13 protein-coding genes and 1 tRNA gene are annotated in these 16,412 nt (G+C 59.2%); 4 read left to right on the top strand and 10 right to left on the bottom strand.

Annotated elements, in window-relative coordinates:
- The first annotated feature begins 73 nt into the window (after positions 1 to 73).
- Complete coding sequence (locus HGP17_RS19605) at positions 74 to 631, top strand: HNH endonuclease (protein ID WP_168812072.1); 558 nt, start codon at positions 74 to 76, stop codon at positions 629 to 631.
- 129 nt (positions 632 to 760) lie between these two features.
- Here HGP17_RS19605 and HGP17_RS19600 read toward each other — a convergent pair whose 3' ends face one another.
- Both HGP17_RS19600 and HGP17_RS19595 read right to left on the bottom strand, forming a co-directional pair.
- Positions 761 to 1,273, bottom strand: a complete 513-nt coding sequence (locus HGP17_RS19600) for a disulfide bond formation protein B (RefSeq protein WP_168812498.1) — start codon at positions 1,271 to 1,273, stop codon at positions 761 to 763.
- A gap of 20 nt (positions 1,274 to 1,293) precedes the next feature.
- Positions 1,294 to 1,887: a YqaA family protein gene (locus tag HGP17_RS19595; protein WP_168812070.1), complete on the bottom strand. Its 594-nt coding sequence runs from the start codon at positions 1,885 to 1,887 to the stop codon at positions 1,294 to 1,296.
- Between the two features lie 272 nt (positions 1,888 to 2,159).
- Between HGP17_RS19595 and HGP17_RS19590 the strand changes: the two genes are divergently transcribed.
- Positions 2,160 to 2,903 (top strand): type VI secretion system-associated protein TagO, encoded by a 744-nt coding sequence (locus tag HGP17_RS19590; protein WP_168812068.1) that lies wholly within the window; start codon positions 2,160 to 2,162, stop codon positions 2,901 to 2,903.
- Between the two features lie 103 nt (positions 2,904 to 3,006).
- Here the strand turns inward: HGP17_RS19590 and HGP17_RS19585 are convergent.
- The 3 genes from HGP17_RS19585 to HGP17_RS19575 all read right to left on the bottom strand — a co-directional run bounded on the left by HGP17_RS19585 (position 3,007) and on the right by HGP17_RS19575 (position 6,075).
- Positions 3,007 to 3,091 (bottom strand) — tRNA-Leu (locus tag HGP17_RS19585).
- A 174-nt stretch (positions 3,092 to 3,265) separates the two neighbouring features.
- Positions 3,266 to 4,462 carry an FkbM family methyltransferase gene (locus HGP17_RS19580; RefSeq protein ID WP_168812066.1) on the bottom strand — a complete coding sequence of 399 codons (1,197 nt, stop codon included), beginning with the start codon at positions 4,460 to 4,462 and terminating at the stop codon, positions 3,266 to 3,268.
- Positions 4,463 to 4,776: 314 nt separating this feature from the next.
- A complete protein-coding gene (locus tag HGP17_RS19575; protein ID WP_168812063.1) occupies positions 4,777 to 6,075 on the bottom strand; it encodes an MFS transporter in 1,299 nt (432 codons plus the stop codon).
- A 231-nt stretch (positions 6,076 to 6,306) separates the two neighbouring features.
- Between HGP17_RS19575 and HGP17_RS19570 the strand changes: the two genes are divergently transcribed.
- Positions 6,307 to 6,891 carry a TetR/AcrR family transcriptional regulator gene (locus HGP17_RS19570; protein ID WP_168812061.1) on the top strand — a complete coding sequence of 195 codons (585 nt, stop codon included), beginning with the start codon at positions 6,307 to 6,309 and terminating at the stop codon, positions 6,889 to 6,891.
- A gap of 11 nt (positions 6,892 to 6,902) precedes the next feature.
- Here the strand turns inward: HGP17_RS19570 and HGP17_RS19565 are convergent, their stop codons facing one another.
- Entirely contained in the window at positions 6,903 to 7,697 is a 795-nt protein-coding gene (locus HGP17_RS19565; protein WP_168812059.1) for a class I SAM-dependent methyltransferase, read from the bottom strand.
- Between the two features lie 200 nt (positions 7,698 to 7,897).
- Positions 7,898 to 8,878 carry an aldo/keto reductase gene (locus HGP17_RS19560; RefSeq protein ID WP_168812057.1) on the bottom strand — a complete coding sequence of 327 codons (981 nt, stop codon included), beginning with the start codon at positions 8,876 to 8,878 and terminating at the stop codon, positions 7,898 to 7,900.
- Positions 8,879 to 9,134: 256 nt separating this feature from the next.
- On the opposite strand from HGP17_RS19560, the gene HGP17_RS19555 reads away from it, so the two are divergent.
- On the top strand, positions 9,135 to 10,775 hold the full coding sequence (locus tag HGP17_RS19555; RefSeq protein WP_168812055.1) for an AMP-binding protein: 1,641 nt from the start codon (positions 9,135 to 9,137) through the stop codon (positions 10,773 to 10,775).
- Here HGP17_RS19555 and HGP17_RS19550 read toward each other — a convergent pair.
- From HGP17_RS19550 to secA, 3 genes are all read right to left on the bottom strand, one after another.
- Positions 10,762 to 12,033, bottom strand: coding sequence for a GNAT family N-acetyltransferase (locus HGP17_RS19550; RefSeq protein WP_168812053.1), 1,272 nt, complete (start codon positions 12,031 to 12,033; stop codon positions 10,762 to 10,764). The two genes, HGP17_RS19555 and HGP17_RS19550, sit on opposite strands and share 14 nt — an antisense overlap.
- 3 nt (positions 12,034 to 12,036) lie before the next feature.
- Positions 12,037 to 13,461 (bottom strand): lipopolysaccharide biosynthesis protein, encoded by a 1,425-nt coding sequence (locus HGP17_RS19545; protein ID WP_348648971.1) that lies wholly within the window; start codon positions 13,459 to 13,461, stop codon positions 12,037 to 12,039.
- A gap of 166 nt (positions 13,462 to 13,627) precedes the next feature.
- Positions 13,628 to 16,348 (bottom strand): preprotein translocase subunit SecA, encoded by a 2,721-nt coding sequence (gene secA / locus HGP17_RS19540; RefSeq protein ID WP_168812049.1) that lies wholly within the window; start codon positions 16,346 to 16,348, stop codon positions 13,628 to 13,630.
- Positions 16,349 to 16,412 lie beyond the last annotated feature (64 nt).

Here is a 16,412-nt window from a genome sequence, read left to right as displayed (position 1 = left end):
TATTGGACTTCACAATCCTGTAACAACCGGCCTAATATACAGGTGCAGATGCCGAATCGATCAGGAGGGTTCCTTGACGATTGCAGTCTCCCCGCAGTCCTTGCCGGCGCTCGTCCTGAACGCTGACTATAGGCCGCTGAGTTATTACCCCTTGTCGCTCTGGTCCTGGCAGGACGCGATCAAGGCGGTCTTCCTTGACCGTGTGAATATCATCGCAGAATACGAACACAGCGTTTCGTCACCGAGTTTCTCGATGCGGCTGCCGAGCGTCGTCTGCCTGAAGACGTATGTGCAGCCGTCCCGCAATCCGGCCTTCACCCGGTTCAACGTCTTCCTGCGTGACCGGTTCGAGTGCCAGTATTGCGGATCGCACGACGACCTGACTTTCGACCACGTCATCCCGCGTGCGCATGGCGGCGAGACGACCTGGGAGAATGTGGTCGCGGCGTGTTCGCCCTGCAATCTTCGCAAGGGCAGCAAGCTGCCGAAGCAGGCGGGCATGTTCCCGGCGCAGAAGCCTTACCAGCCGACGGTGCAGGATCTGCACAATAACGGCCGTCTCTTCCCGCCGAACTACCTGCACGACAGCTGGCTCGATTATCTCTACTGGGATTCGGAACTGCAGCCGTAAGGGCATTCCTACAAGAAAATCGATCGAGCTTCGCTTTGGCGGGCCCGCCTATTCCCTCACCCCGCTTGCGGGGAGAGGGTGAGATATCACCGCGGCAAGCGTCTTACAGCCTGGCGAATATCAGTTCGATCAAGCAGCCTTCTTCGCGCCGACAAAAGCGATGGCAGCGAGGATGACGCTGGCTATGACGTTCCAGCCGGCCATGGAGAGGCCGAGGATGCGCAAGGCTGCTTCCGTGCACGACGGACCCTTTATGGTGCTCAGCTCGTTCAGGAGATCGCCGGCATTCTGCGTCATGCTGCTGGCGCTCGTCGAGCAGGTCGTGGGACCTGCCCAGAAATGCCATTCGACGCCGGCGTGATAGACGCCGATGCCGCCGCCCACAACCATCATCAAGCCTGCAACGATGAGGAGCCCGCGGGTGATCCAGGAGGGCAGGCCGAGCGCTGCCGTCAGCGCGGCGACGATCGCGACCGGAATGCCGTAATAATAAGGCTGGCGCTGCTCCAGGCAGAGTGCGCAGGGGATGTAGCCGCCGATGTGCTGGAAGCCGAGCGCCGAGCCGATGACGATGATCATGCCGATCGTCAGCAGTACGCTATAGCCGAGGCCGGCGCGGGACGAGGTCGAGGATGTTGCAATGGACATGCGGGGCTCCTTGGTCAGCGTGCCAGGGCAAAATGGAAGATGGCGTAGAGAATGATGAGAACGGCGGCGGCAGCCATGGTGATCTGGCCGAGGCGTTTATCAATGAAGTGGCGAATGGATTCGCCGTAGCGGCGCAGCAGATAGGCCAGAAGGAAGAAGCGCGCGCCACGCGCCACGATGGCCGAGACGATGAACAGGACGAGGTTGATATGGGCGACGCCCGACAGGATCGTAACGACCTTGATCGGCGGCAGATGCGCCAGGCCTGATGTGACCAGCAGCAACAAGACCCATTCATAGGTGACGCCGGCGCTCATCTGGTTGAAAGCATCGAGCTTGCCGTAGAATTCGAGGATCGGCTTGGCGATGGCCTCGAAGGCATAATAGCCGAGCGCCCAGCCGGCAATGCCGCCGAGCACGGACGCCACTGTCGCCGTCAGCGCATAGCGCCAGGCGCGTTCGGGCTTGGCAAGCGACATCGGCAGGAACAGGACGTCAGCCGGAACGAGGAAGATGGAGCTTTCGACGAAGGCGATAACGGCCAACCAAACCTCAGCCGATTTGCGGCCGGCAAGCGACATGGTCCAGTCGTAAAGTCTTCGAAGCATGAGGTCCCCTTTGCTGCGTTGCAAACCTTTAGGGGGCAGGAATATGGCTGTAAATGGTCGCGGAGTGACGGAAGCCGCACAAAATCAAAATTTTTCGTGATGGTGGGGGAATTCCCGACAATGAAAACGACGCTGATCGAAATGATCATTGCAATGATTACAAAGGGATTCTTCTGTGTTTCATTCAACCTATGCGCTCAGATTGATTCGTGGTCACAATTCAGAAATTTCGCGCGCGAAAATTGATCACAAGTGTGCAGAAGGTGGGGAGAATGGGACGTTCAAAGGCAGGGATTGCTTGGGGAAGCGATGAAGGTGTCGTTGCTCGATTCCGAGGAGCAGAGCCAACGGATGCGCATCAATCCAGACCATTGTTATCGCGACGAAATGGGTGGCTTGCCTTGGCTGTGACAGCGCTCGTTTCTGCCTTTGCTTTTGCCGCGCCTGTAAAAGCTGCGGAAAAGCCGGAGGAGTGTGCCGCCATGCAAGATGGCGGTGAGCGGCTGATCTGCTACGACGCTATTTTTCGAGTTCAGACGAGCGTTGAACCGCCCAAGACCCAAAGTAGTTCCAAGTGGACGGTGGAAACCGAGAAATCAAAGATCGACGACTCGAAGAGCGTATTTTTGCTTCTTGAATCAGATGACGATGTTCCCAGCAGATACGGCCGTGCGCCGAGCAAAGCCTCCCTCGTTGTTCGATGCATGGAGGGGAAAACCGCAATCACGTTCCAGTTTGCCGATCATTTCATGGCCGAAAGCGGTGGTTATGGCGATGTGACCTTTCGAGTGGACAACAAAAAAGCTTTCACGAAAGGTCTTCGTGAATCGACGGATCACAGCGCTCTAGGTCTTTTCAGCGGTCCAACGAGTATTTCCCTGATCAAAGCACTATTTGGAGGAAATCGCCTGATTGTTCGAGCAATGCCGTTCAACGAGAGCGCGCTAACGGTCAGTTATTCCATTGCGAACTTGGAAAGTGAGATCAAGCCTCTAAGAGAGGCCTGCAAATGGTAGGTGATATTCTCACCTCTCGGCCGTGCGGAATTTGTTTCATTCCGACTGCCAAAGTCAATTATGGATACAATTGGCCATATAATTCAATTGGTTATGGATAGTGTGGTGCCCCATGCCGGAGTCGAACCAGCACTTCTTTCGAAACTCGATTTTGAGTCGAGCGCGTCTACCAATTCCGCCAATGGGGCAACGGATGAGGCGGCTGTCTAGCATGTGATCGGCTGGGCGCGCAAGCCGGCTTCGCAGATATTGCGAGTGTTTCCGCAGGGTTGCGATCCGCGCCATGGCGCGGATGGATGCCACGGGTTTTGCCGCAGGCCAAAGCCAGGCCTGCTGGGCGGGGTTTCTGGTCTTGACGATGCCTAACGGGCGGCTCTGATGGCGTAGCACAATCCTGCGTGCGGGTTGGAGAGCTGGGTCTTGTCGAGCACGATGAAGCCCGCCTCGAGCAGCGGCGCGATCAGGGTCATCTGCGTCTTGCCCTCGGCCCACCATTTGTGCCACTCGATCACCATGGCGTGGATGGAGCCGAACAATCCTTGCCGCTCGAGCGCCTCGAAAATCCCGAATTCCGATCCCTCGCAATCCATCTTGATAATAAGGTCCATGCCACCTTTCCTGGCGCGCTCGGCAAGCGGAGCGATCACAGCGGCAGCTTCCCTGATGTGGATCGTTTCGGGCTTTCCGGTATCGGCTCCCCGGACGGAAATGCCGATCGTCGCGTCGGAGCGTACCATGACCTGCGTCTGCTCGTCCTTCTCGCCCAGGCCGAACTGATTGGGCCGGATCTTCGCCGCGATCTGCGGGTTGAGCGCGAAGTTCTTCAGCGCCCGGGCATGCGGCAGGGAAAAGGGCTCGAATGCATGGACTTCCCGGACGGTCGGATCTCTTGCCATGAACAGCGATGCCAGGCCGACATTCATGCCGATGTCGACGATGATCTTGTCGCGGCCGCTTATGAAATTGTATTCGTTATTGACGAAAATCTCGCTGACAACCTGCAGATCTTCCACATTGTAGACGTGGAACCGCGTGCCGGAAAAATCGGCGATTATGTCGCTTGCCGTGGCTTCGAAGGTAAAGCCGTTCTTCTCGAAGTGCTTGAATTCGGCCACATGGGTTTTGAAGAATTCATTCGTCGTTTCGGGGACGTTGACATCCGATATCTGCCCGCTTTGAAGGTCGATGCGCTTCAATGGGCGGTTGACGTCCGCGATAAAAGCTCCGGCGCCGGTCGAGGCGATGCGAAATTCAAAGACGTCCTCGGCATCCGTATCGAATTGCAGGGCGATGGATTTGCCCGATCGCAGCAAATCGGCGCCTGTCAGCCGCTTCTGGGTGAGGAGCCGGGTGCCGAAACCGGCAACGACATCGATATCGCAGCACACTTCCTCGGCCGGCACGGCAGGGTCCGCATCGATGGGGAATTCAACGCTGTAGCGCCCTGGAGACAGGGTCACATAGGGGCCATAGAGCACCCATCCCGCCTGTCCTTTGCGGACCGATACACGCCGTCCGCCATGCTCGTTCACAACCTGCCCAGTTTCGGAATAAAGCAAAGTCAGCTTCCTTGTTGGCGAAAGTGGATGTCTCGCGAAAATTATAGTGTCAGGACTTTGGAGTGGGTCAGAAATTGCTCTCTAAGCCCATGTTTGACAAGTATAATTTGGGGAAGGCCGGAATGTTGGCGTGCATTGTCCGGGGGAGGCGCAATCTGTCTCTTGTCGCCCGTAGTGAGACCAGGAATAGGCGTTTAGCAGACGGAAGAGCGCCGAAATGCCCAAGTCGACAGATCAGATAAGGGGTCGCCGAATTGGTATAGGCCCATGGCGTGGATGAGCGCCATGAGCCTGTCTGTTCACTCAAGCTCGAGCTAGTGAGCCATCGCCGGGCCTTTGGTCGTGGAGCCGGACTTCTGCAGCGTGATCGCGAGGATCGCGGCGAGCAGGCAGAAGGCGCCGGCCACGAAGAAGGCGGGCAGGTAGGTATTCAGCTCCGTGCGGGTGAGGCCGGCGCCATAGGCCGCGGTGGCTGCACCCAGCTGGTGGCCGGCAAAGACCCAGCCGAAGACGAGGCCGGCCTTTTCGCGGCCGAAGCGGTCGGCGGCGATCTTGACGGTCGGCGGCACGGTGGCGATCCAATCCAGGCCGTAGAAGACGGCAAAGATCGACAGGCCATAGAAGGTGAAGTTGCTGAAGGGCAGGTAGACCAGCGACAGGCCGCGCAAGCCGTAATACCAGAAGAGCAGCCAGCGATTGTCGAAGCGGTCGGAGAGCCAGCCGGAGCCGATCGTGCCGAAGAAATCGAAAATGCCCATGACGGCGAGCACGCTGGCGGCAGCCACCGGCACAATGCCGAAATCGCCACAAAGGGTGACGAAGTGCGTCTGGATCAATCCGTTCGTCGACAGGCCGCAGATAAAGAAGGTGGCAAATAGGATCCAGAAGGTCGAGGTCGTGGATGCCTCGCGCAGTACGGAGATCGGCGAAGCGAGAGCGGCCCTCAAGTTCTTGGTGGCGGCCGGCGGCGGCGTGACGTGGATTTCGCCGACGAGCGGCAGATTGACGTCCGAGGGGCGGTCACGCATCAGAAGCAGCACGATGAGGGCGGCAACGACGATCATGCCGCAGACGAAAATCACAGTTGCGCGCCAGCCATATTGGGTTGTCAGCTCGGCCATCAGCGGCAGGAACACGAGCTGGCCTGTGGCCGAGCTCGCCGAGAGCATGCCGATGACAAGGCCGCGATGCTTGGTGAACCAGCGTGTCGAAACGGTCGCCGCCAGCACCATCGCAGTCAGACCCGTGCCGAAGCCGACAATGATGCCCCAGCATAAAAGCAGCTGCCAGACCTGCGTCATGAAGAGCGAGCCGATGAAGCCGACACTGATGGTCGCCAGCGCAAAGGTAATGACCTTGCGGATGCCGAAATGGTTCATGAAGGCGGCGGCAAAGGGACCCATCAGGCCGAAGAGCACAAGACGAACGGCAAGCGCCGACGAAATGGAGGAGGTACTCCAGCCGAATTCGTCCTCCAGTGGCTTGATCAGGACGCCTGGAGCGCCCATTGCGCCGGCCGTGACCAGCATGGTGAGGAATGTGGCGCCGACGACCACCCATCCGTAATGGATGTTGCGGCGGGCGAGGGTCGAAGCAAGAGCAGTCGAGACCATAGGTGCGTTCCGATAGGTTTCATATCTTGGCGTCAGGATCGGTTAGGCGAGGGAGCGCTTTTCCGCGAAAGACGATTTTACCGCTTTTGCTTATAGCGCCAGGCCGCTCTTCCGGCTTGAACGTTTGTGTAAAGGCATTTACATGATTGCTATCATGTTTGTGATGTATTGATGATGGTCGTCATCTAAATTGTCAATACAGATTTATTGAAGCTCTGATGGAGTTTTTTGATGAGAGTGAGCCGGGAAAAATTCGCCGAGAACCGCGAAAAGATCCTTTCCGTGGCAGGGGAGCTCTTCCGCGAGAAGGGTTTTGACGGCATCGGCGTCGCCGATATCATGAAGGCTGCCGGTCTGACGCATGGCGGCTTTTACGGCCATTTCGAATCGAAGGACGAACTTGCCTGCGAGGCGAGCAAGGCACTGGTGGCGCGCTCGCTGGTGCGCTGGAAGGAAGTGGCGGCGAGCTCGCCGGAGCAGCCGCTGGAGGCGCTGCTTGCTCATTATCTCTCACATCGCAACGTTGTCGAGCAGGCGACCGGCTGCGTCTTCGCATCGTTGACTCAGGAAGTCAGTCGGCATGGGCCGGAAATGCAATCGACCTTCAGCGGTGGCTTGATGGGGCTGGTTGAGGTTCTTGAGGAAATCGTTCCCGGCGATACGCCCGAGGAGCGTCGGCGCAAGGCTTTTGCCAGTCTTTCCGCCATGGTCGGCGCCGTGATCCTGGCGCGGACGATGGATACGCCGGAATTGTCCCAGGAGTTTCTGGCGGCGACCCGGCAGGAACTGACGCCCCCGCCGAGTGAAGACAGCTAATCTATCGGGCTTCAGTCGCGAAATGCCAGCAGGCCGTTTGCCTCGACGATTTCCTTGAACTTGCCATCGGGCGCGGCTGCCAGCAATTCGGCACGAAGTGCTGCTTCAAAGTCCGCAGCCCCGTCGCCGAGTGCCTGCGGCGAGGTCGATGACATCGAGAAGATGCGGCCGACGATCTCGTCGATGTCTCTCGTATATTCCGAAACGATGCTGATGCGTTCGAGGTTGCGGAAAGGCGAGGCAAGCAGCATCGCTTCATGCGGCGCCCATTCCTTGCTCTTGCGCATCTGCCGCTCCGCTTTCCGCTCGGGCGAATAGGTCTCCATCAGCGGCTCGAGAACACCACGCCAGTTCGGTTCCGCAAGGATGCCCTTGTCGTGGAAGAGGACGACAGCACCGCCCGGCTGGATCAGCTTATCCAGCGCATCAAGCGTCGCCGGCCTGTCCATCCAGTGGAAGGAGCGGCCCATGACGCAGAGATGCAGTTTGCCGATATCGGCACCGAGATCGTAGGACGATCCCTGACGGATATCGATCTCGACACCGGCCGCCTTCGCGCCGTTTTCGACCTCGGCAAGCATTTCCGGTTCCGGGTCCATCGCGGTGACGGCGGCACCCTGCAGCCGGGCAAAGGCGATACCAAGCTGACCAGGGCCGCAGCCGAGATCAAGAACATGATCGCCGGCCTTCAGACCGCTGCGCTCGGAAACACGCGCAATCAGCTTGTCCGGATAAGGAATACGGTAGCGCAGGTAATAGGCGGCGGTCGATTGAAAGCGCCGCGCTTCGAAGGGAACTGTGATCATGGATTGCCATCCTCGGGGCTAAGGAACTTCGATCTGTTAAGCCCCAACTGTGACCGGTTCGTGAAGTCACTTTTGCGCGATTTACCGGGGTGCAGCGGCATAGACTCAGAGTTTGAGGTTGCCCCTCTCCCCACGAGCGGGGAGAGGGGCCAAGCAGGCAACGTGGTTGATCAACTTCGGACGGCTAAGCCAAATCCCGATCATTTGAATCCGGCGACGGCGTGCGGGATGTAGGGTGCTTCCAGCGTCTCGATTTCCTCCGGCGTCAGCTTGACTTCCAGGGAGGCGACGGCATCCGCAATGTGCCCGGGTTTCGAGGCGCCTATGATCGGCGCGGTGACGGCGCTCTTCTGCAGGATCCAGGCGGTCGCCACTTGCGCGCGCGGAATCCCGCGTGCCTTGGCCACGGCGCTGACGGCATCGACAATCTTGCGGTCTGATTCCAGCGCTTGCGTATAGAGCGTCTTGCCGAATTCGTCGGACTGGGTGCGCGCCGTCTCCTCGTCCCAATCGCGGGTCAGGCGACCACGCGCAAGTGGACTCCAGGGGATGACGGCGATCTTCTGATCCTCGCAGAAGGGCAGCATTTCACGCTCTTCCTCGCGATAGAGCAGGTTCAGGTGATCCTGCATGCTGACGAACTCCGTCCATCCGTGGAGGCGGGAGGTGTAGATCGCCTTGGCGAATTGCCACGCATACATCGAGGATGCGCCGATATAACGGGCCTTGCCGGCCTTGACGATATCGTGGAGCGCCTCCAGCGTTTCCTCGATCGGTGTCGTATGGTCCAGGCGATGGATCTGATAGAGATCGACATAGTCGGTGCCGAGGCGACGCAGGCTGTTGTCGATCTCGTCGAAGATCGCCTTGCGAGACAGTCCGCCGCCGTTCGGCCCGGGACGCATGCGGTTGAAGACCTTGGTGGCGAGCACGATGTCTTCACGACGGGCGAAATCCCGAATGGCGCGCCCGACGATCTCTTCCGACGAGCCGTTCGAATAGGTGTTGGCGGTATCAAGGAAGTTGATGCCGGCGTCGATCGCTTGGCGCAACAGTGGACGGCTTTCCTCTTCGCGCAGTGACCAGGCATGCGTGCCCTTGTCGGGGTCGCCATATGTCATGCATCCTAGGCAGATGCGCGAGACCTCAAGACCTGTCCTGCCAAGCTTCACGTATTCCATCGATATTCTCCGTCCGTTCGAGTATCCGGCGCAAGGGCGCTCCGTCTAAGGGAGAAAGGCAGAGTGGATGCGCCGTGGGAAATAGATCAGCGGAGCAAAGACGCCGCCGATGTCTGCATCAGTTCGTGAAGAGTTTCGAAGTGTTGCTAAATAAATAAGGCAATTCGCCAGCCGGGGAAGACTGTGATCTTAAATGTTTCCTTGAACGACACGGGCCGGAGGTGTTAGCTGCGCTGCACCATTTCTGGAATTCTGCATGAAATTGCCCCCGCGTGACACCTATGAGGCCCTCTATCGCGATTTTCGCTGGGAAATTCCGGCGAAATTCAACATAGGATATGCCGTTTGCGATGCCTGGGCCGAACGCGAGCCCGATCGAATCTGTCTTCAGCACTTCAGTCCGGACGGCAATCATCTCGTCATGACCTATGGTGAAATGCGGGATCGCTCGGCGTCCTTCGCTCATGCGCTTGCAACGCTCGGCGTGCGGTCGGGCGATCGCGTCGCGCTCTTGCTGCCGCAAAGTTTTGAGACGGTGGTGGCACATGTGGCGATCTACAAGCTGGGGGCGATCGCGCTGCCGCTGGCGCTGCTGTTCGGTACCGAGGCGCTCGAATATCGGCTGAAGGTCGCGGGCGCCTCCGTGATCGTCACCAATCAATTCGGCCTGGAGCGGTTGCGTCCCATTCGTCATCTGCTGCCGGATCTGATTGAAGTCATCAGCATCGACGGTGCTGAGGACGGCGTGGCGAGCTTTGCCGATCTGGTGGCGGCGCATCCGCCGATTTTCGAGATAGCCGATACCGGTCCGGATGACCCGGCCTTGATGATCTTCACATCGGGTACGACCGGGCCGCCGAAGGGCGCGCTGCATGGTCATCGCGTCCTGCCGGGGCATATCCCCGGCATGCAGTTCGCCCATGAGGGCTTTCCTCAGGCCGGCGACAAACTCTGGACGCCGTCGGACTGGGCCTGGGCAGGCGGGCTGCTGAATGCGCTGCTGCCAAGCTTGATGCTTGGCGTGCCCGTCGTTTCGTCCCCGGCGCAGAAGTTCGATCCGCATACCGCGTTTCGCATCATGGCCGAGATGGGCGTGCGCAATGCCTTCATCCCGCCAACCGCGCTTCGGTTGCTGAAATCCGTCGACAATCCTCGTGCTCACTACGATCTCAAGCTGCGCAGCATCGGCTCTGCCGGCGAGGCGCTCGGTCGCGAGACCTTCGAATGGGCGCGCTCAGCGCTCGATATCAACGTCAATGAGTTCTTCGGCCAGACCGAGTGCAATTTCGTGCTGTCCTCCAGCGCCGCCTTCGGTGTTAGCCGTCCCGGCGCGACAGGCAAGCCGGTGCCGGGCCATCAGATGGCGGTTGTCGATGCCGATGGCGTCGAGGTCGCATTGGGCGAGCGCGGGCAGATCGCGATCAAGCGGCCCGATCCCGTGATGTTCCTTCACTACTGGCGAGACGAGAAAGCAACGCAGGCAAAATTCGCCAATGACTGGTTGCTGACGGGGGATATCGGCTGGCAGGATGCCCAAGGCTATATTTCCTTCGTCGGCCGGGATGACGACGTCATCACCTCATCCGGCTACCGCATCGGGCCCAGCGAGATCGAAGACTGTCTGGGCGGACATCCGGCGGTGCAACTGGCCGCGGCCGTCGGCAAGCCCGATCCGGTGCGCACCGAAATCGTCAAGGCCTATGTCGTGCTCGTCCCCGGCCGCGAACCGAGTGAGGCTTTGGCGACGGATATCCGCGATTGGGTAAAGACACGGCTCTCCATGCATGAATATCCGCGCGAGATCGAATTCGTCGATGCGTTGCCGCTGACGACGTCGGGCAAGGTGATCCGCCGTCTGCTGCGTGAGCAGGCGGCAGCGGAGATCAGCGCTTCGTAAGCGACAGGATCTTTTCGCGCAGCATTTTCGCCATGTTGCGGGTGCTGCGATACATATGCAGTTGCGTCGCGATCTGGCGGACATCGCGGTCGCCGTTCGGGGTCAGGCCGATGATCAGCGTGCCCATATCCTCACGCTCCTGCCAGAAGCGGCTCATGATCGGATGATCCGGCACGGCGCAGGAATCCGAGCGCACGACGTTGGCGTCGTCGAGATGCCATTCCGTCAGCTCAGCCAATAGCAGCTTGCCCGGCGAATAGCGGGCATAGGCCTCGGCGTAGGCTGTTTTCCAGGTATAGGCCTCGCCGCCCATCATCAGCACGATCATCGACGCGATGGCCTTGCCGTTGAGATCGATGGTGTGAATACGAACGGCGTCGACCGCTGCAAGATTGGAGATTGCTTCGCGGGCGAAGGCGGCATGATGACGGTCCGCGACCAGCGCCGAACGCTTCTTGCCTTTCCAGCCGCTGGCCTCCAGCGTCAGAAATTCTTCCATGCGCAGATGAATGTCGCGCGGCTGACGCGCCACATTGTAGGCGACATCGCCCTGGCTCTCAAGCAACCGCCATTGCCGGCGCATTTCGCGCAAATGGGAGTTGGAGATCGTGCGCTTGAGATAGCTCATCGCGTCTTCGCTGCTATGGAGCATCGGGCGCTGGAATTTGTTGGCCACCGTGATGGGCAGATTTCGGCCGATGGCGACGACCTTGACCATCTGGGCGAAACGGCCGTTCAGCCGCACATCCGGCAGAACGAGGGCGGTCGGCAGATGTAAGGACGGTCGTGCCAGTCCGTCGAAAAGATTGTCGATCGTATCGCCCGCATCTTCCGCATCGATGAGCGGCGTGCCCAACGGGCCGAAAGAGTTCGACCAGACGCGAATGATCGAGGGGCCGATCGCAAAGCCCGGCTTATCGACGGTGAACGGCATCAGCAGTCGCATGCGGCTGCGTGTGCCATTGTTGTCGCGCATCAGCGCCAGCCGAACCTGCCGATCCTCGAGGCGCGGCATTGCCGGCGCCAGGAAGCGGCCCGAAAAGAAGACATTCGGTTCCATGGCCCGGTTGGACAGGAAATCCAGCTCGTCCTGCAGCTCATAGCCGAGCTTGCCGGGGTAGAGGCAAAGCTCGCGGCCGGCCCTGCCAACTTCGACCCGCGCTTCGGCCTTCGGCGTCTCGAAATGCAGGGACGCGAGCGTATGCGTCAGGGAATTCACCTGGCTATCGGTGGTTTCGGTATAGGGAGGGCGCGTCATGGTCTAAGTGGCCCCGTTCGTTGCAGGTGTCGCCGGGCGGCGAATAAGGGCGAAGAGTGTGATGCCGAGTGCTCTGCGCACGGCAACATGCAAAAGAAGCGCTTCTATCATCAGGGCGGCGGCACCGGCAATCGCGGCCCCCTCTATGCCGAAATGCGGAATGAGAATTACATCCAGCGCGATATTGGCAGCAAATGTGACAGTGTAAAGATAGACGCAGAGAATTTGTTTGCTCGCCATCGTCAAAAGCACTTCTGCAGGGCCGACAAGCGCACGCACGAGAATGCCGATCAGCAGGATACCCATGACGATCTGGCCTTCCGTAAAGGCGCTGCCGAAGAGCGCCAGCAGAAACTGACCAGCGGCAAGAACCGCAAGGCCAACCGCGAGGGCCGGAAAGAATGTCCAGCGTGTTGCGTCGATCGCAAAAGCCGCAAGCTTGCTCCTGTCGTTTTCGGCAATGATGGCGGCAAAGCGTGGCCCGATGGCCGCTTTCACGGCAAAATAGACGAAATGCACCAGAGCCATGGTTTTGGCGGCGGCGAAGTAAACGGCGACCTCGTCGGGATCGAGGAAAATGCCGACGACGATGACGTCGGAGTTGGTCATGAGATATCCGACGCCTTCCACCAGGAAGATCGGAAAGGCGACGGCCATCCAGGTCTTGAATTCGAAGGTCTTCGGCCCGCTCGGATAGTGGCGTTTGAGGCGCAGCGTAACGACCAGATATTGCAGGAGAACGCTGGTGAAGGCGCCTGCGAGCGCCGCCGTCATGGCGGTTACGGCATTGGTCGGCGCACCGGCAAGCACCGCTGCGACCATGAAGAGAAGGATCAGGGTCGGGCGGATCAGGAAGGTCGGGCTGAGCGCCATGATCGGCCAATGCTTGGCGCGAGCCGTGCCGTCAAGAACGTCGCCGAGCGCGATCATCGGAACCGCGATCATCCCGAGAAGGATCGGCATGACGTAATAGTGTTCGATGGTGCCACGGAACGCATAGACCAGAGCGGCGCCGAGCAGAGCCAACAGGCCGGAAACCGCAACGACGAACAGGCGCGCCGTCGCATTCAAGCCGCGTATGGCGGCATGATCGCCTCCGGCATCGTATTGCGGCAGGAAGCGGATGATGGCCGTTGGGAAGCCGAGGCAGGCAAGATTGCCGAAGAGAATCATCAGCACCCAGACGAAGACGAAGACGCCGTATTCGAACCTGCCCATCAGCCGCGCGAGAATGATCTGCGACAGGAAGGCGAGGGCGGCGCCGGCAATCCGGATAGCAAACGCCGTCAACGCCATGCGTTGCGACGCGGTCTTTTCATCACGTGCGGTCAGAAGAGCATAAAATTTGCGCAAATATCGCGATAGCGCGTTCCGCAACGCGGACGGCAGCATCCTCTCTGCTGTGTGAAAGACCGCCATGATCAACACGCAATACTTTTAATCTGATCCGAACCTCGCGATAGCTTTGCCAGAGGAGGGTTAAGAATCGGTTCTTTCAAAATTTCGAAAGCAACCGGAGCGTTAGCAATCTGGGGAAAAGAAAAATGCCGCCCGGAAGGCGGCATCTTTTTGATTTCTCGGAAAAATCGAAGGGTCAGACGACCTCGGTGCTTTCGAAGGCGCCGTGGCAATGCTTGTATTTCTTGCCGGAACCGCAGGGGCAGGCTTCGTTTCGGCCGACGCGACCCCAGGTTGCCGGATTGTTCGGGTCGCGGTTCTCCGGAGGAACGAAGCTTTCGGTTGCCAAGTTGAGCGGGGCAAATTCGTCTTCGCCGGTCGTCGCGTCGATATGGCGTCCCTGCATCGGCGGGGTTTCGGGTTCAGCCGGCTGCTGTACGAGCTCGACGCGCGACAGCTGCGCGGTGACGGCCTGACGCAGGTTGTTCAACAGGGACTGGAACAGCTCGAAAGCTTCAGCCTTGTATTCCTGCAGCGGGTCGCGCTGGGCGTAGCCGCGGAAGCCGATCACGGAACGCAGGTGGTCGAGATTGACGATGTGTTCGCGCCAGAGGTTATCCAGCGTCTGCAGCACGATGGAGCGCTCGACATAGGTCATGATCTCGGGGCCGAAGCGTTCGGCCTTTTCGGCGGCGGCCTTTTCGGCCGCCTCGGTCAGGCGAGCGCGAATATCGTCTTCGGCGATGCCTTCTTCCTTGATCCAGTCGTGCACCGGCAAGTCGAGATCGAAGAAGTTTTCGACGCCCGTCTTCAGGCCATTGGCATCCCATTGTTCGGCATAGGCCCGCTCGGGAATATGCCTGGAAACGAGATCTTCAATGACATCGTGGCGCATGTCGCCGACGAATTCCGACAGATCGGGTGATTCCATCAATTCGACGCGCTGATCGAAGATCACTTTACGCTGGTCGTTCAAGACGTCGTCATATTTCAGAACGTTCTTGCGGATATCGAAGTTGCGTGCTTCGACCTTCTTCTGCGCGCGTTCCACCGCCTTGTTGATCCAGGGATGAACGATCGCTTCGCCTTCCTTCAGGCCAAGCTTCTGCAGCATGCCGTCCATACGGTCGGAGCCGAAGATGCGCATCAGATCATCCTGAAGCGACAGGAAGAACTTCGAACGGCCGGGATCGCCCTGACGGCCGGAACGACCGCGCAGCTGGTTGTCGATACGGCGGCTTTCATGGCGTTCGGATGCGATGACGTAGAGACCGCCGGCAGCGATGGATCGCTGCTTGAGCCCCTTGATCTCTTCAGCGATGCGGGCGATTGCGGCATCCCGTTCCGGGCCGGGCTCGACCTCGTGCAGATCGCGCTCGACGCGCATTTCGAGGTTGCCGCCGAGCTGAATATCCGTGCCGCGACCGGCCATGTTGGTGGCGATCGTTACCGCGCCGGGAACGCCGGCCTGAGCGACGATATAGGCTTCCTGCTCGTGGTAGCGGGCGTTCAGAACCTGGAAGTTGTTGAAGCCCTGCTTGCGCATGAGATCGGCAAGAAGTTCCGACTTTTCGATCGACGTGGTTCCGACGAGAACAGGCTGATCGCGCTTATGCGCCTCCAGAATCTCGGCAATGATCGCCTTGTACTTCTCTTCGTGCGTACGATAGACCTCGTCGTCCTCGTCGATACGCTGAATCGGCAGGTTGGTCGGGACTTCGACGACGTCGAGGCCATAGATGTTGCCGAATTCTTCGGCTTCCGTCGATGCGGTACCGGTCATGCCGGCGAGCTTGCCGTACATGCGGAAGTAGTTCTGGAAGGTGATCTGCGCCAGCGTCTGGTTTTCAGGCTGGATCTGTACGCGCTCCTTGGCTTCCAGAGCCTGGTGCTGGCCATCGGAGTAGCGACGGCCCGGCATCATGCGGCCGGTGAATTCGTCGATGATGACGACTTCACCGTTGCGGACGATGTAATCCTTGTCGCGCTGGAAGAGCTTGTGGGCCTTGAGGGCGTTGTTGATGTGGTGAACGATCGCGACGTTTTCGATGTCGTAGAGCGATTCACCTTTCAGCAAACCGGCTTCGTTCAACATGTTTTCCAGCTTCTCGGTGCCGTCTTCGGAGAAGTTGGCCGAGCGCTGCTTTTCGTCGATTTCGTAGTCGTCCTTGGACAGACGGGGAATGAAGGCGTCGATCGTGATGTAAAGATCGGAGCGGTCATCGAGCGGCCCGGAAATGATCAACGGCGTGCGCGCTTCGTCGACGAGGATCGAGTCCACTTCGTCGACGATGGCAAAGCTGTGTCCGCGCTGGACCATTTGCGCGCGGTCATATTTCATATTGTCGCGCAGGTAATCGAAGCCGAGTTCGTTGTTGGTGCCGTAGGTGATATCGCAGGCGTAAGCGTCGCGTCTTTCTTCGTCGGACAGGCCATGGATGATTACGCCCGTCGTCAGGCCGAGGAAATTGTAGAGGCGACCCATGGTGGCGCTGTCGCGCTGCGCCAGGTAGTCGTTGACGGTGACGACGTGAACGCCCTTGCCGGCCAGCGCGTTCAGATAGACCGGCAGCGTTCCGACGAGCGTCTTGCCTTCACCCGTCTTCATTTCGGCGATGGCATTGGAATGAAGGATCATGCCGCCGATCAGCTGTACGTCAAAAGGTCGCATGCCAAGAACACGGCGCGACGCTTCGCGGGCAACGGCAAAGGCCGGGACAAGGATGTCATCCAGCGTTTTGCCATCCGCGAGCTGCTGGCGGAACTCAACCGTCTTTGCGGCCAGAGCTTCATCGGACAGCGCACGCATCTGTTGCTCGAGCGCATTGACTGCGGCTACTTGCGGCTGGAACGATTTGACCCGGCGGTCGTTGGACGAGCCGAACAACTTGCGGGCAATTCCACCTAGGCTGACCATGTGACTGGTCCTTTCTGAGATTTCATCCCGCCGTTCGTTGCTTGATCCAATCCCGAAAAAAACG

This window comes from Rhizobium sp. P38BS-XIX, assembly GCF_012641435.1.
Taxonomy (GTDB): Bacteria; Pseudomonadota; Alphaproteobacteria; order Rhizobiales; family Rhizobiaceae; genus Rhizobium.
This window is presented reverse-complemented; position numbering and strand designations above follow the sequence as displayed.

Bases quoted from the DNA above. Each gene is read 5' to 3' on its own strand.
- HGP17_RS19565 (WP_168812059.1), bottom strand. From the start codon at position 7,697: ATGATCACAGTTCCCTTCGAAGCGCGGCGCTTTCAATCGACCGCCGCC.
- HGP17_RS19570 (WP_168812061.1), top strand. From the start codon at position 6,307: ATGAGAGTGAGCCGGGAAAAATTCGCCGAGAACCGCGAAAAGATCCTT.
- HGP17_RS19575 (WP_168812063.1), bottom strand. From the start codon at position 6,075: ATGGTCTCGACTGCTCTTGCTTCGACCCTCGCCCGCCGCAACATCCAT.
- secA (WP_168812049.1), bottom strand. From the start codon at position 16,348: ATGGTCAGCCTAGGTGGAATTGCCCGCAAGTTGTTCGGCTCGTCCAAC.
- HGP17_RS19555 (WP_168812055.1), top strand. From the start codon at position 9,135: ATGAAATTGCCCCCGCGTGACACCTATGAGGCCCTCTATCGCGATTTT.
- HGP17_RS19595 (WP_168812070.1), bottom strand. From the start codon at position 1,887: ATGCTTCGAAGACTTTACGACTGGACCATGTCGCTTGCCGGCCGCAAA.
- HGP17_RS19590 (WP_168812068.1), top strand. From the start codon at position 2,160: ATGGGACGTTCAAAGGCAGGGATTGCTTGGGGAAGCGATGAAGGTGTC.
- HGP17_RS19560 (WP_168812057.1), bottom strand. From the start codon at position 8,878: ATGGAATACGTGAAGCTTGGCAGGACAGGTCTTGAGGTCTCGCGCATC.
- HGP17_RS19550 (WP_168812053.1), bottom strand. From the start codon at position 12,033: ATGACGCGCCCTCCCTATACCGAAACCACCGATAGCCAGGTGAATTCC.